General features: G+C 74.7%; 11 protein-coding genes. 5 read left to right on the top strand and 6 right to left on the bottom strand.

All coding sequences use genetic code 11. The annotated features are described in order from the left end of the window. Positions 1 to 143: LAETG motif-containing sortase-dependent surface protein (locus tag RZ84_RS40770; RefSeq protein ID WP_043263692.1), on the top strand; the 143-nt coding region annotated here is incomplete at its 5' end. Between the two features lie 55 nt (positions 144 to 198). Here RZ84_RS40770 and RZ84_RS07910 read toward each other — a convergent pair. Next, entirely contained in the window at positions 199 to 666 is a 468-nt protein-coding gene (locus RZ84_RS07910; RefSeq protein WP_043263693.1) for an Lrp/AsnC family transcriptional regulator, read from the bottom strand. Positions 667 to 746: 80 nt separating this feature from the next. On the opposite strand from RZ84_RS07910, the gene RZ84_RS07915 reads away from it, so the two are divergent. Further along, a complete protein-coding gene (locus RZ84_RS07915) occupies positions 747 to 2,039 on the top strand; it encodes an APC family permease (RefSeq protein ID WP_078893628.1) in 1,293 nt (430 codons plus the stop codon). A 112-nt stretch (positions 2,040 to 2,151) separates the two neighbouring features. Here the strand turns inward: RZ84_RS07915 and RZ84_RS07920 are convergent, their stop codons facing one another. From RZ84_RS07920 to RZ84_RS07930, 3 genes are all read right to left on the bottom strand, one after another. Further along, a complete protein-coding gene (locus RZ84_RS07920; protein ID WP_043263694.1) occupies positions 2,152 to 3,078 on the bottom strand; it encodes an esterase/lipase family protein in 927 nt (308 codons plus the stop codon). A gap of 344 nt (positions 3,079 to 3,422) precedes the next feature. Then, positions 3,423 to 4,580 (bottom strand): DNA polymerase Y family protein, encoded by a 1,158-nt coding sequence (locus tag RZ84_RS07925; RefSeq protein ID WP_052229828.1) that lies wholly within the window; start codon positions 4,578 to 4,580, stop codon positions 3,423 to 3,425. Continuing rightward, complete coding sequence (locus tag RZ84_RS07930) at positions 4,577 to 8,083, bottom strand: DNA polymerase III subunit alpha (RefSeq protein ID WP_043263696.1); 3,507 nt, start codon at positions 8,081 to 8,083, stop codon at positions 4,577 to 4,579. The genes RZ84_RS07925 and RZ84_RS07930 overlap by 4 nt, the downstream gene beginning before the upstream one ends. Positions 8,084 to 8,308: 225 nt before the next feature. On the opposite strand from RZ84_RS07930, the gene RZ84_RS07935 reads away from it, so the two are divergent. Continuing rightward, the gene (locus RZ84_RS07935) at positions 8,309 to 9,394 is read left to right on the top strand and encodes a hypothetical protein (RefSeq protein ID WP_052229829.1); all 1,086 of its coding nucleotides are present in this window, start codon (positions 8,309 to 8,311) and stop codon (positions 9,392 to 9,394) included. A 124-nt stretch (positions 9,395 to 9,518) separates the two neighbouring features. Here RZ84_RS07935 and RZ84_RS07940 read toward each other — a convergent pair whose 3' ends face one another. Continuing rightward, complete coding sequence (locus RZ84_RS07940) at positions 9,519 to 10,289, bottom strand: SDR family NAD(P)-dependent oxidoreductase (protein WP_043263697.1); 771 nt, start codon at positions 10,287 to 10,289, stop codon at positions 9,519 to 9,521. Positions 10,290 to 10,410: 121 nt separating this feature from the next. On the opposite strand from RZ84_RS07940, the gene RZ84_RS07945 reads away from it, so the two are divergent. Both RZ84_RS07945 and RZ84_RS07950 read left to right on the top strand, forming a co-directional pair. Beyond that, on the top strand, positions 10,411 to 11,088 hold the full coding sequence (locus RZ84_RS07945) for a TetR/AcrR family transcriptional regulator (RefSeq protein WP_043263698.1): 678 nt from the start codon (positions 10,411 to 10,413) through the stop codon (positions 11,086 to 11,088). Positions 11,089 to 11,400: 312 nt separating this feature from the next. Then, entirely contained in the window at positions 11,401 to 11,838 is a 438-nt protein-coding gene (locus tag RZ84_RS07950) for an SSI family serine proteinase inhibitor (protein WP_043263699.1), read from the top strand. Positions 11,839 to 11,930: 92 nt separating this feature from the next. Here RZ84_RS07950 and RZ84_RS07955 read toward each other — a convergent pair whose 3' ends face one another. Then, positions 11,931 to 12,968, bottom strand: a complete 1,038-nt coding sequence (locus tag RZ84_RS07955) for a S1 family peptidase (protein ID WP_198540128.1) — start codon at positions 12,966 to 12,968, stop codon at positions 11,931 to 11,933. Between the last annotated feature and the right edge of the window lie 191 nt (positions 12,969 to 13,159).

Below are 13,159 nucleotides of genomic sequence, written 5' to 3' on the forward strand. Positions count from 1 at the left end.
CCGCCGGCGGCCACCGGCTGGCCGAGACCGGTGGCAACGCCGCCACCGCCCCGCTCGCCATCGGCGGCGCCGCGGTGCTCGCCGTGGGCGCCGGGGTGCTGTTCACCGCCGCCCGCCGCAGGGCCGTCCGCAACCACGGCTGAGCCGAACCCCTCGGCACCGCGCCGATCGCCCCGGGCCGCTGCCCCCGTCAGGCCGTCAGGCCCGTTCGGGCGGCAGCGGCTCGACGATGTCGTTGGCGACGTGCTGGTAGACGACCGAGCTGCGGCAGTCGACGACCTCGCGGCGCTTGAAGACCTGGTCCATGAGCAGGGCGTGCAGCCGGTCGACGTCCGGGACCGCGACATGGACCAGGAAGTCGTCGCCGCCCGCGACGACATAGACGTTGAGCACCTCGGGCAGCGAGGTCAGAAACGCCTTGAAGCGCTCGATGACCTCGCGGTTCATGGGCCGGATGCGGACCGTCAGCAGCGCCTGGACGGGCCGGTTGAGGGCGCGCAGGTCCACCGTCGCGCGGTAGCCGGTGATCACGCCGCGGGTGCGCAGCGCGCGGACCCGCTCCAGGCAGGTGGAGGGGGCGATGTTCAGCAGGCGGGCGAGTTCACGGTTGGTCTGCCGTGCATCGCGCTGGAGTTCGCGGACAATCGCCGAATCAATGTCGTCCATGGGCCCCATGGTGCCGCACGAACCGAATTTCGTTCGGCGACAGCTCATTATGATCAATTTTCCGATTACGGTCAGCGCCTGTGACCGTACAAGAATCATCCCTTTCCGCTTCCCTACGGCCGGATGTACGGCGGCTGGGCGTCGGCAGCGGCACCGCGCTCTGTGCGGGCGCCGTCCTGGGCCCGGGTGTCCTGACGCTGCCGTCGCTGGCCGCCGCCGCGGCCGGCCCCGCCTCGATCCTGGCCTGGGTCGTCCTGCTGGCCATGTGCGTCCCGGTGGCCGCCTCCTTCGCGGCGCTCGGCGCGCGGTTCCCCGACGGTGGGGGCGTCGCCACGTATGTGCACCGGGCGATCGGCCCGCGGGCCGCGGCCGTGGTCGGGTGGTGGTTCTACGGGGCGGTGCCGATCGGGGTGGTCTCGGCCGCGTGGATCGGCGGGAAGTACGTGGCCGGCGCGGCGGGTTGGGGCGGCACCGGCGCGGCCGTGGTCGCCGGGGCGGTGCTGGCGGGGTCGCTGGTGTCCAACGCGGTCGGGCTGCGGATGTCCGGACGGGTGCAGCTGCTGCTCGGCGGGCTGCTGGCAGCGGTGCTGCTGTGCACCGTCCTGGCCGCCGCCCCGCAGGTGTCCGCCGCGCACTTCACCCCGTTCATGCCGGGCGGCTGGGCGTCGGTCGGCTCGGCGGCCTCGGTGCTGTTCTTCGCGTTCGCCGGGTGGGAGGCGGCCAGCCATCTGTCCGGCGAGTTCGCCGATCCGGCCCGGGACCTGCCGCGGGTGACCCGGCGCACCCTCGTCGTCATCACGGTGCTCTACCTGGGGCTCGCGGTGGCCACCGTCGGCGCGCTGGGGCCGGCCGCCGCGGACACCGACACCCCGCTGACCGCGCTGCTCACCCGGAGCGTGGGCGGCGCCGCCCGCCCGGTGGCCGCCGCGGCGGCGCTGTTCCTCACCTTCGGGGCGGTCAACTCGTATCTGGCCGGGGCCTCCCGGCTCGGCGCGGCGCTCGGCCGGGACGGGGCGGCGCCCCGCTGGCTGGCCAAGGGCGGTGCGCCGGGCGAGGTGCCGCGCCGCTCGCTGGCGGTGCTGGGCACGGCGGCGGTCGCCCTGGCCGTGGCCGCCGGGTCCGGCGGCACCGATCTCGATCTGCTGATGCGGGCCACCGCCACCTGCCTGGCCGCGGTGACCCTGGCCGGGCTGGCCGCCGCGCTGGTGCTGCTGCCGCGCCGCACCCTGCTGTGGTACGGCGTGCTGGCCTCCTCGGTGCTGACGGCGGGGGTGCTCGCCTTCTCGGGGTGGCTGCTGCTGATCCCGGTGGCGCTGGCGGTCGCGTCCTGCTGCTTCCTGACACTGCGCCGGCCGGGGCGCGGCAGCCGCTAGGGCTGTCCGGCCCTGATCCGTCGGACAGGCCCTGGTTACCGTGGCGGACGGCCCGGACCGCACCGGGGGGCGGGCCGGGCCGCGGCCGTCCGCCGGCCGGCCCGTCCGCCGGTCAGGCGGCGGAGGCGCAGGGGGTCGGGGGGGCGTGCGCCGGGTCCAGCGCGTTGGCCGTCTCGTGGAAGGCGATCCGGTCGGCCGTCCCGATGGCGACGTGCTCGGAGAGGTCCACCGGGCACAGGTCCTGGAGCAGCACGTTGTGGACGTCGGAGCCGTTGAGGTACCCGGAGGTGTAGGGCGTGACGACCTCGTCGTACTTGGTCGCGATGACGGTGTAGCGGACGCCGGGGAGGGTGTCGCCGCCGGCGTTGAGGCGGTTGAGGACGTCGGAGCCGACGGCCTGGTCGGTCAGCCCCGGGGTGAACGTGTCGATGTACTGCTTGGCGCCGGGGAAGAGGTTCAGCAGGCGGGTCAGCCCGTCCAGGGTGGTGCCGTGGTTGTCGGGTGCCAGCCCGACCAGGGTGTTCACCTTGTCCGCACCGCCGTGGAACTTCATGTAGACACGCGCCATCATGCCGCCCTGCGAGTGCCCGACGAGATCGGCCTTGGACGCGCCGGTGGCGGCCAGCACCCGGTCCACGTAGGTGGCGAGTTGCTGCGCGGAGGCGTCGACCGGGCCCAGTCCGTAGAAGACCGGGACGCCGGGCAGCTGGCCGTAGTCCAGGGAGAAGACGCAGTAGCCGCGGTCGACCAAGTAGGGTGCGAGACCGAGCCAGTTGTCGGTGCCGTTGCCGAGGGTGCCGTGCACCAGGACCACCGGGCGGGGGTGGGCGGCGGAGGGCTTGCAGGAGAAGTCGTTCCAGCCGCTGCTGACGGCAGTCTGAGAGGGGCGGCGCGAAGCGCCTCCGGCCGGGGTGGTGGCGGGCGACGGGTGGGCGTCGGCGGCGGCCGGGGTGGCGGTGGTGATGCCCATGGCCAGGGCGGCGACCGGGAGGAGCACGAGCCTCCTCGGTCGGCGCATGCGTGACCAGCGCAGCTTCATACGGTGCTCCTTGCGGGATGAGGGGACTCCGAAGTGCTGGGTGAACCGGTCACCTGCGATCCGGATCGCAAGGGCAAACGTGGTGACTGACAAGTAAGTTACGGCCGGGTAAGCAGGACGTACCAGCGGTATGACGGTGAAGGAAACTGCACGTAACCCGCACCGAACGCCCAGGTGCGAAACGCCGGTTGCGTGCAGTTGGGCAGGGTTCGAGCGCCGTACGCCGGTACGCCGCTCCCGAGCCGTACGCCGGTACGCCGCGCCCGGGAGGGTGCTTCCCTCCCGGGCGGGGTGGACGGAGCGGGGGCCGGGGTCCCGTCCGACCCTGGCCCACCGGGCAGGCCCTAACTACCGGACGGGCCCAGGGGGTTGCCGGCCGGCCACGGGGGCCGGCGGCCGGTGGTGCGGGCCGGGTCGGGAGGCCCGGGCGCCGGGGCGGCGTCGGTTCCGGGGGCCGGGCCGAGCGTCGCCGCGGGGCGTACGGAGCCGGCGCCGAAGCGGGCCCTGGCACGGTCCACGGCCGCCTCGATGCGGTGCGCCCTGTCGTCGGCCGGGTCGAAGGACAGCTGGTGCGCGGCGAGTTCGGCGCGGCAGAGGTCCTCCGCGCGCAGCGCCAGGGACCGCACCCGCGCCCGCTGGAGGCCGAGCGCGGCGTGCAGGGCGTAGGCCGCTTCGGTCAGCGCGGGGCCGTGTGCGGTCGGCTCCGCCAGCCGCCGGGTGCGGGTCGTCGTGGAGCGGTCGGCGTAGCGGACGGTGAGGGTGAGCGCGCGGGCCACCTGTCCGCTCGCGCGCATCCGGGCGCCGAGTTCGTCGGCGAGCGAGAGCAGCGCCCGGCGGCGCCGGGCCGGGTCCAACTCATCGTGGCAGAAGCGGTGTTCGGCGCCGATCGAGCGGGCTGCGGCGTTGGGGGTGACCGGCGTCGGGTCGATCCCGCGGGCCCGCTCGGAGACCGCCCGGCCGGCCTTCGCGCCGAGGATCCGCTGGAGGGTGGCGGGCGGTGCGGCGGCGATCCGGCCGACGCTGTCGAGCCCGTACGCGCACAGGGCGCGCGCGGTCGCCGGTCCGATGCCGTCCAGCGCCGCGGCCGGGCGGCGGTCGAGGAAGGCGGCGACCTCCCGGGGGTCCGAGGGAACGGCGCGGATCTCTCCGGGCGGCGCCTCCCGGGCCGCCATGCGGGCCAACAGCGGGTTGCCACCGATCCCGATCGTGCACCGCACCCCGTGCCAGGCCAGCGCGCGCAGCCGGATCAGCTCGGCGATCCCCACCGCGTCCCGCTCGAAGTAGCGCAGCGCCCCACGGACGTCGGCCAGCGCGGCGTCCGGCGGCAGCGCCTCGATCGCGGGGGTGAACCGGCCCAGCAGGCACAGCAGTTGCTCGTACCGCTCGGCGCCGACCGGCTCGCCGTCGGCGGCCTCGAAGCATACGTGGAGCATGCCGGCCGGCCGCGGGGCGCCGGCGGGGTCCGGCGGTACGGCGGCGGGCGGCCCCGGTGCCGTACTCATCCCGCACTCCCGGGGCTGGAGTGCCACAGCTTGCGGCCGGTGGCGGCGCGCTCGCCGGGCGGCTGGAGGTCGGCCCAGGGGTGCATCTCGTAGCCGGTCTCCAGGCGGATGGTGCGCCCGGCGGCGACCGGCTCGGGCACCGGCGCGGTGCCGCCCCCGGCGCCCGCCGCGGTCGCCTCCCCGGCCGGCCGGTCCGGTGCCGAGGCGAGCCGGGCGGTGACCGCCTCCAGGCCGCCCTCGCGGCGCAGTTCGGCCAGTTCGGCGAGGTTCCAGGCCGCCGCGCCGACCACGCTGAGACTGCGCGGCCCGCGCCGCTGGACGGTACCGCGCACCAGCAGCAGCCAGGAGTGGAAGACGGTGTGGGCGCATCTCTCGTGACTGTCATCGAAGAAGGCGCAGTCGACCAGGCCCGTACTGTCGTCCAGGGTGGTGAAGATGACCCGGCGGCCGGAGCGGATCGGCGGGGTCTGGGTGGCCGCCTTGGCCCCGGCGACCAGCACCGTCTCGCCCTGCCGGGCGGTGCGCAGCAGCCGGGCCGGCACCGCGCCCAGCTCGGTGAGGAACTCCCGGTGGTCGGCCATCAGATGACGGGAGGCGTCCATGCCGAGGACGCTCAACTCGGCGCTGAGCCGTTCGGCGTCGCCGAGGTCGGGCAGGCCCGCCGGCGCGACCCGGTCGGCCGCGTCCTGGTCCGCGTGCAGCGCCAACTGGCCGCCGGAGGCGCCGCGTTGCCGGTGGTGCAGCTCGGCGATGTGCAGCAGCAGATCCCGCCGGTTGGCGCCGAAGGCGTCCAACGCGCCCACCCGGGCGAGGCGTTCGGACACCGGGCGGCCCGGCCGGGCCCGCTGCCACAGGTCCTGGAGCGAGCGGTAGGGCTGACCGTCCACGATCCGCCGCGCCTCGGCCTCGCTCATGCCGTGCACGTCACAGAGCGCGAGTCGCAGCCCCCAGACACCGCGGGAACCCTCCTCACCGGACACCAGTTCGATTCGATGGCGGACCGCCGACCGGTTCACATCCAGCGGCAGCACCGGCACCCCGCGCCGCCGGGCGTCCGCGAGCAGCAGCCGCTTCGGGTACATCCCGGGGTCGTGGGTGAGCAGCCCGGCGTAGAAGGCCGCGGGGTGGTGCGCCTTGAGCCAGGCGGACTGGTAGGTGGGCACCGCGAACGCCACCGCGTGCGCCTTGCAGAAGCCGTACGCGCCGAACGCCTCGACGATCTCCCAGGTGTGCGCGACGACCTCGGGGGGGTATCCGCGCCGCTCGGCCCGCGCGGCGAACCAGGCGCGCACCCGGCCCTGTTCCTCCGGGTCCGACAGCGCGCGCCGCTTCTCGTCCGCCTCGTCCCGCTGACACCCCGTCATGATTCGCAGGATCTCGATGATCTGCTCGTGGAACACCACCACGCCGTAGGTCTCGCGCAGCGGTTCGGCCAGGTCGCGGTGCGGGTAGCGGACCGCCGCGCGGCCGTGCCGGGCCTCGATGAAGGGCCGCACCATGTCGGCGGCGACCGGCCCCGGCCGGAACAGCGAGATGTCGACGACCAGGTCGTGGAAGGTGGCGGGCTGGAGCCGGCCGACCAGATCGCGCTGGCCGGGCGACTCGATCTGGAAGCAGCCCAGCGTCTCGGTCGAGCGGATCAGGTCGTAGGTCGCCGGGTCGCCGGGCGGCACCTGCGCCGGGTCGTCCAGGTCGAGCCGGACCCCGGTGGCCCGGCCGATCTCGGCGACCGCGTGCGCCATCGCGGACTGCATCCGCACGCCCAGCACATCGAGCTTGAGCAGCCCGAGGTCCTCCACGTCCTCCTTGTCGAACTGGGACATCGCGAACCCCTCGCCGCTGGTCGGCACGACGGGCGTGCGGTCCAGCAGCGTGGCGTCGGAGAGCAGCACCCCGCACGGATGCATGGCGATCCCGCGCGGCAGCGCGTCCAGCGCCTCGACCAGCTGCCACAGCCGCTCGTCGGCGCTCTCCCGGACGCCGCGCAGCTCGGGGAGCTCGGCCAGCGCGGCCCGCGCGTCCCGGGCCCGGATGTGCGGGAACGCCTTGGCGAGCCGGTCCACCCGGGCCGGGTCCATGCCGAGGGCGGCGCCCACGTCCCGTACGGCGTGCCGGACGCGGTAGGTCTCCGGCATCGAGACGGTCGCCACCCGCTCCGCGCCGAAGCGGTCGAAGATCGCGTGGTAGACCTCCAGCCGGCGGGCCGACTCGACGTCGATGTCGATGTCCGGCAGCGCGCGCCGCCGCTCGGACAGGAAGCGCTCCATCAGCAGCCCGTGCTCGACCGGGTCGGCGTGCGCGATGCCCAGGAGGTGGTTGACCAGGGACCCGGCGCCGGACCCGCGGGCCGCGACCCGGATGCCGCGCTCCCGCACGTCGTCGACGACCCGGGCGACTGTCAGGAAGTACGAGGGGAAGCCGAGCCGTTCGATGGTGCGCAGCTCGTCGTGCAGCCGGGCCCAGCGCGTGCGGTCGCGGTCGTAGCCGCGCAGCACCATCGCGGCGGCGCAGCGGGAGCGCAGCACCCGGGCGGCGGTGCGGTGCTCCGCGCCGACCAGCCGGGGCTCGGGGAAGTGGATGCGGCCCAGCCCGATGTCGTCCTGCGGGTCCACCAGGCACTCCCCGGCGGTCTCCTCGGTCATGGCGAGCAGCCGGTGGGCGACGCCGCGCCGGAAACCGGCCGCCTCGGCGATCCGGCCGGCGGTGCGGCTCATCGCGGCGGTGTCCTTGAGCCAGCGCTCGCCGCTGTCCCAGGTCTCGGGGCGGTGCCGGTCCACCGGCACCAGCCGGCGGGCGGAGTCCAGGACGTCGGCGACCGGGCCCTGGCCGGGGTCGGCGTAGCGGACCGCGTTGGTCAGCACCGCGCGGACGCCCTGGTCGACGGCGAAGCCGAGGGTACGGGCGGCCAGCCGCAGCGAGCCGGGGCCGCTGCCGGGGCGCCCATGGTCGACGGCCTCCAGGCGCAGCGCGTCGCCGTACAGCTCGCGCCAGGGGGCGAGGAGCCGGGCGGCGCGGTCCGGGCGGCCGGCGGCCAGCGCCCGGCCGACGTCGGAGTCCGGTCCGAGCAGCACGGTCAGCCCGTCCGTGGCGGACTCCAGGGCGGCCCGGGGAAGTACGGGCCGCTCGCCCCGGCCCGCGTGGGCGGCCGAGACCAGCCGGCACAGGGCGGCCCAGCCGGGCGCCCCGTCGCGGGCCAGGAAGACGGCGCGGGCGGCGGACTCGTCGACGAAGGCGCCGCCGCGCACCGGGGTGCGGCGGCGGGCGGTGGGCCGGGGCGCCGGTTCCCGTTCCGCCACGGCCAGTTCGGCGCCGAACAGCGGACGGATGCCGGCCTCGGCGGCGGCCTTGGCGAACCGTACGGCGCCGGAGAGCCCGTCCCGGTCGGTCAGCGCGAGGGCGTCCATCCCGCGCTCGGCGGCGCGCTCGGCCAACCGCTCCGGGTGGGAGGCGCCGTAGCGCAGGGAGAACCCCGAAGCGGTGTGCAGATGCGTGAACCCGGGCATCCGCACCTCCTGCGCCTCATCCGCCCCCTGGCCAACTCTGTGTCCCTCGTTTCACTCCCTCCACCATAACGCCTAGCTCGAACACTCGTACGAACGCGCGCCCTGGGAGGCCGTCCGTACGCATCCGTCGATCAGCCCACCCGATCTGCACGGCCCCATCACGGAACGGAAGATATGGCCATAAAGCCTGGAAACCAGGGCCGGAATCCCGGAACGGAGCGGCGCATGGCCACGACCGACGGCGGCACCCGGATCACCTTCCTGGAGGAGGTGAGGAGCGCGGTGACGCCCCGGGCGGCGCTGCTGGTGATCGGCGCGCTGGGCCTGATGGTCGCGTTCATCACGTCGTACACCGGCGCCTTCCACCACCCGAAGCCGGACCGGGTGCCGCTCGCGGTGGTCGCGCCCGGCCCGGCCGGCGGGCAGGTGGTGCACCAGCTGGACCGGCTGCCCGGCGCACCGCTGGACCCGCGCCCGGCCGCCTCCGAACAGGCCGCGCGGCGCCGGCTCGACGACCGGACGGTCGACGCCGCGCTGATCGTCGATCCGCACGGCAGCACCGACCGGCTGCTGGTCGCCGGCGGCGGCGGGGTCTCGCTCGCCCAGGCCGTCGAAGCGGTCGTGGGCAAGGCGGAACAGGCCCGGCAGCGGACCGTCCGCACGGTGGACGTGACACCGGCGGCCCCGGGCGACGGCCGCAGCCTGTCGTCGTTCTACCTGGTCGTGGGCTGGTGCGTGGGCGGCTATCTGTGCGCCGCGATCCTGGCGATCAGCGCCGGGGCCCGCCCGGCCAACGGGCAGCGGGCGGTCATCCGGCTGGCCGCGCTGGCGCTGTACGCGATCGCCGCCGGGCTGGCCGGGGCGATCGTGGTCGGCCCGGTCCTCGGCGCGCTGCCCGGCAGCCTCTTCGGACTGTGGGGGCTGGGCGCGCTGCTCGTCTTCGCGGTGGGGGCCACGACGCTGGCGTTCCAGGGGCTGCTGGGCATCATCGGCATCGGCCTGGCGATCCTGCTGATCGTGGTGTTCGGCAACCCGAGCGCGGGCGGCGCCTATCCGTATCCGCTGCTGCCGCCGTTCTGGCGCGCGATCGGGCCCGCGCTGCCGCCGGGCGCCGGCACCTGGGCGGCGCGCTCCATCGCGTACTTCAAGGGCCGGGCGCTGACCGGACCGCTGCTGGTGCTCGCCGCCTGGGCGGTCGGCGGCACCCTGGTCGCCCTCGCCCTCGCGACGCTCCGCAGGACGGGCGGCGAACGGGCGGCCGGCGAGCCGGGGAACGGGGAGGCCGGCGGCGGGGGGCGGCTGGCGGCGTGAGCGGGAGCGGGTGGGCCGCGGACGGCGGACGGCGCCCCGCGCCCCTCCCGACGCGGCACGCACCGGGCACCGTCCCCCGCAACACCCCCTGACCACAGGGGTGTTGGGGGGTCACAGCCGGGCGTCACATGTGCGTACCGCCGTCGATCCGGATCTCCGTCCCGGTGATGAACGCGCCGTCCTCCGAGGCGAGCATCGCGATGACGCCGGCGACGGTCTCCGGGCCCGCGAAGCCCTGCCCGATGGCCGGGGCGAGCTTCACGAACAGGCTCATGTCGGCGTCCTCGGGCAGACCCGGGCCGCGACCGCTGGTCATGTTGCTGGCGATGGAGCCCGGCGCCACGCAGACCGCGCGCAGCCCCTGCTTGCCGTACTCGCTCGCGATGGCGTGCGTCATGGACTGGATGCCGCCCTTGCTCGCCGCGTACGCCGCCATGTACGGGTGCGCGAACGAGGCGGAGGTGGAGCTGAAGTTGACGATCACCGGCACCCGGCCCGCCAGGAGGGCGGGCAGCGACTCGCGGATCATCAGGAAGGTGCCGGTCAGATTGACCGAGATGATCTTGTTGAAGAAGTCCAGGCCGGTCTCGTGGGTGTGCGAGGAGCGCAGGATGCCGGCCGCGTTGACCAGGACGTCGAGCCCGCCGAGGCGCTCCACCGCGGCGGCGACGCCGGAGCGGACCGCGGCCTCGTCGGCTATGTCGAGCGCCGCGGTCTCCAGGCGTCCGCCGACGCCGTCCGCGGCGGCGCGGTCGGCGGTGCCCCGGAGCCCCGCGGTGTCGATGTCCGCCGCCACGACCCGGCCGCCCTCGGCGAGGATCCGGTGGACGGTGGCCTGCCCGATGCCCGAGCCGGCTCCGGTGATCAGTACGCGGCGTCCGTCAAAGCGGTTCATGGTGCTGCTCCGTTCTCGAGGACCCCTTCCCGGGGTACGTGCGCACCGTACGCCCACTTGGCACGATGTGCCAGATTAACGTGTCATGCCGATACGGCACCGTGCTCCGTAAGCTGGCCCCATGCCCACCGCACCCCACCCCGAGCCGCGCCCCCGCCCCTCCCTCACGGAGCGGCGCAAGGCCGAGACCCAGCTGGAGATCGCCCGCACCGCGGCGGCGCTGTTCGCGGAGCGCGGCCCCGGGGTCACCGCCGACGAGATCGCCCGCACCTCGGGCGTCGCCCTGCGCACCTTCTACCGCTACTTCCGCACCAAGGAGGACGCGGTGGCGCCGCTGCTCGCCGCCGGCGTGCGGCAGTGGATCGACGACCTGGCCGCGCTGGCCGCCGGACCGGACGCGCCGCCAGCCCGCGAGGCGCTGGAACAGGCCGCCCGCCGGGCCCTCACCCCGGCCGGCGAACCGGCCGCCGAGGCGCTGCGCTGGACCCGCGGGCTGCTGCGGGCGATGCCCGGCGACCCCGGGCTGCGCGCGGTCTGGCACCGCGTCCACCACGACTCCGAGGAGGCTCTGCGGCCGGTCCTGGCGCGGCTGACCGGCGCGGACCCCCTGGTGGTGCGGCTGGCCGCCGCTGCCGCCAACACCGCGATGCGGGTCGCGGTCGAGGAGTGGGCCGCGGGCGAGGAGCGGCCGGACGGCCCGCACGGGCCCGGCGAACTGGTCGTCCGCGGGATGCGCGCACTGACCGCCGGACTGCCCGAGCTGAAGGGCCGTCACAAGCAAAAGGGGCGTCACAAGTAACCGGGCGCTTCACAACTGGCCCAGACCTTCGGCCAATCACCGGAGATCGACAACCTCCCGAACGACCGGTCGGCGGCCGGATTGCTTCCTCTCGGGCCCGGCCGCGCACGTGACGGGGGCATCGGCCCGCCGCATCCGCGCTGGCAGTGCGCCGCCCTCCCGCGCCCCCGCTCCCCCGCGCCCCGAACCGATCGCGCCATTACCGTCAGCCTTCACCTAACGACCGAAAGTGAACGCCCCGCGTGCGTTTGAGATGCGGTTGGGCCAGACTCCGGACCGGCATCTGAACCTACGAGCAAAGGAGTGTTCGTTATGCGGTACATCACCGGGGCGATCGCGCTCGGCGCGGCGCTGGTCCTGGGGTCGTTCGCCACCACCGCACAGGCCGTCGCCGCACCGGCGCAGCCCGCGCGGACCGGCGGGCTGTACGCCCCCAGTGAACTGGTGCTGACGGTCGGCCAGGGCGACAGCCGCGCGACCGCCACGGCGCTGCGCGCGGCGACCCTCACCTGTATGCCGGGCGCGTCCGGCAGCCACCCGTACGCACGCGCCGCCTGCGCCCAACTGCGCGCGGCGTCCGGCGACTTCACCGAGGTGACGGCGACCGAGAGCGGCCGGATATGCCCCCAGATCTGGGACCCCGTCGTGGTCACCGCGGACGGCGTCTGGCAGGGCCACCGTGTCTCGTACACGCACGTCTTCCCCAACGCCTGCCAGATGGCGGACCACGGCTCGGTCTTCGAGTTCTGACCGGCCGCCCCGGACCACCCGTGCCACCGGCCCCCGGACGACGCAACCGTCCGGGGGCCGGTGCCGCATCATACGTGCGGGGTGTGCGGGGGTCAGCCGATCTTCGTGCCGGTGGCCTGAAGGGCCGCCGGAACCGGCTGGAAGAAGGTCTCGCCGCCGCTGCTGCAGTCGCCGCTGCCGCCGGAGGTGAGGCCGATCGCGCTCTCGCCGTCGAAGAGCGCGCCACCGCTGTCACCGGGCTCGGCGCAGACGTCGGTCTGGATCAGACCGGTGACCGTGCCTTCCTGGTAGTTGACGCTGGCGTTCAGCGCCTTGACGGTGCCGTCGTGCACCTGGGTGGTGCTGCCGCTGCGCTTCACCTTCTCGCCGACGGTGGCGTCCGCCGCCTTGGTGATGTTCTGGGTGCTGCCGTTGTAGAGGTCGACCGCGCTGGGGTGGTCGGTGTTGCCGGTGTACTTGGCGATCGAGTAGTCGTTGCCCGGGAACTTGGACGTCTCGGTGGTCGCGATCGTCTGGCCGCCCTGCTGGTCGGACCACTCCTTGACCGCGTTGCCGCAGTGGCCGGCGGTCAGGATGTACGGCTGGCCGTCCTTGGTCACGTTGAAGCCGAGCGAGCAGCGGGCGCTGCTGCCCCAGATCGCGTCACCGCCGGCGATGAGGGGCTTGAACTCCCCCTTGGTCTGCCGGAGTTCGACCTTGTCACCGAGGCTCTTGGCGACCTTGGTGAGCTGGTTCAGCTTGGCGCCCTTGACCGTGCGGTCGGCGGTCACCACGACCTTGTCGCTCTTCGGGTCCACGCCCCAGGCGGTGCCGGGGATGGTCGCCCTGGCCTTCAGCGTCTGCCGGGCCGAGTCGAGCTGGGCGAGCGAGTACTTGACGAGTCTGGCCTCCGCGCCCTTGGCCCGTACGGTCTTGGCCGCGGCCTGGTCGACGACGTTGACGACCAGCTTCTGGGCCGCGGCGTCGTAATAGGCGCCGGCCGTACCGGTCTTGAGCTGGGATGCCAGGGTGGTCGCCGCGGCCGAGGTGAGCTTGGCCACCGTGGGGGTGGGGGCCGGGGCCGCGTTGGCATTGGCGAGGGTGACGGTCGCGGTGGTGGCGAGGGCGAGTGCGCCCGCGCCGGCCAGCATCGCGCGTCGGTTGGGTATGCGTCGGTGCTTCAACTCAGAGCCTCCCGTGGGGGGATGGGCCCGGACTGAGGGGAGCGCACGGGCCCGAGAGTGAGGAATCGGAGCACAGACGGGTCGGCCCCGCGACGGCACCGCGGGGAGTCGCGTCCATGCCAACGTGCGGAGCCGAGTATTCCCACCCGCCACACTCG

This window comes from Streptomyces sp. CT34, assembly GCF_000805335.1.
Lineage (GTDB): Bacteria > Actinomycetota > Actinomycetes > Streptomycetales > Streptomycetaceae > Streptomyces.

Bases quoted from the DNA above. Each gene is read 5' to 3' on its own strand.
- RZ84_RS07910 (WP_043263693.1), bottom strand. From the start codon at position 666: ATGGACGACATTGATTCGGCGATTGTCCGCGAACTCCAGCGCGATGCA.
- RZ84_RS07920 (WP_043263694.1), bottom strand. From the start codon at position 3,078: ATGAAGCTGCGCTGGTCACGCATGCGCCGACCGAGGAGGCTCGTGCTC.
- RZ84_RS07925 (WP_052229828.1), bottom strand. From the start codon at position 4,580: ATGAGTACGGCACCGGGGCCGCCCGCCGCCGTACCGCCGGACCCCGCC.
- RZ84_RS07930 (WP_043263696.1), bottom strand. From the start codon at position 8,083: ATGCCCGGGTTCACGCATCTGCACACCGCTTCGGGGTTCTCCCTGCGC.
- RZ84_RS07935 (WP_052229829.1), top strand. From the start codon at position 8,309: ATGGCCACGACCGACGGCGGCACCCGGATCACCTTCCTGGAGGAGGTG.
- RZ84_RS07940 (WP_043263697.1), bottom strand. From the start codon at position 10,289: ATGAACCGCTTTGACGGACGCCGCGTACTGATCACCGGAGCCGGCTCG.
- RZ84_RS07945 (WP_043263698.1), top strand. From the start codon at position 10,411: ATGCCCACCGCACCCCACCCCGAGCCGCGCCCCCGCCCCTCCCTCACG.
- RZ84_RS07950 (WP_043263699.1), top strand. From the start codon at position 11,401: ATGCGGTACATCACCGGGGCGATCGCGCTCGGCGCGGCGCTGGTCCTG.
- RZ84_RS07955 (WP_198540128.1), bottom strand. From the start codon at position 12,968: ATGCTGGCCGGCGCGGGCGCACTCGCCCTCGCCACCACCGCGACCGTC.